At 39.1% G+C, this 709-nt stretch carries 1 protein-coding gene; it reads left to right on the top strand.

Annotation, left to right across the window (positions count from 1 at the left end; genetic code table 11):
* Positions 1-681, top strand: a 681-nt coding sequence (locus ACYQ4S_RS12095; RefSeq protein ID WP_459771407.1) for an IS1380 family transposase, incomplete at its 5' end; no start/stop codon positions are given.
* Between the last annotated feature and the right edge of the window lie 28 nt (positions 682-709).

Genomic DNA, 709 nt, shown 5'->3' with positions numbered 1-709 from the left:
CAGCACTCATGTGATATGTTTTTAACTGTCCGAGGGGACAGTGGCTTTGCCAAACCTGAGATCTATGAGTTATGCGAGCAAGAAAAAGTGAAGTATATTATTCGTTTAAAAGTCAATGCACGACTGAAGAACATGGCTCAACAAAAGGTCCTTTACGGACCAGATACAGACTTTACACATAAAGAATCACAGTATTTCAAGATTGATTATCAAGCTAAATCTTGGGAAACGGTTCGTAAAGTAGCTGTAAAGGCCACTCGAGAAGCTGGCGAACTCTTATTTACGACGTTTGAGTTTATCGTATCAAATTTCGTTGATATACCTGCCCAAACAGTGTACAAGCTCTACCAAAAGAGAGGGACAATGGAAAATTATATCAAAGAAATCAAACATGGTTTTTCCTTCGACAAGACCGATAGTTCAACGTTTCTTGCGAATCAGGCTCGCATGATGATGAGTTGTATTGCCTATACAGTCATTCATTTGATGAAAGAGCTAACATTCCCAGATAAAGAGAAAAAATCAACGGTGGCGACTATTCGGTTTAAAGTTTTCCACATTGCTGGAAGGCTGACACGACATGCGCGTAAAATAAAAGTCCGCTTGTCCACAGGTTACGTTTTCTCTTCACTGTTCTGGACAATATTGGAGAATATTCAACAGCTGGTTCTGTTGCATTAGCTACTCCAGAAGATCATATTAATTTTTT

The sequence above is a fragment of the Alkalibacterium sp. s-m-28 genome (genome assembly GCF_054658175.1).
The sequence above is the reverse complement of the archived record's forward strand: the minus strand, read 5'-3'. Positions and strand labels throughout refer to the sequence as shown.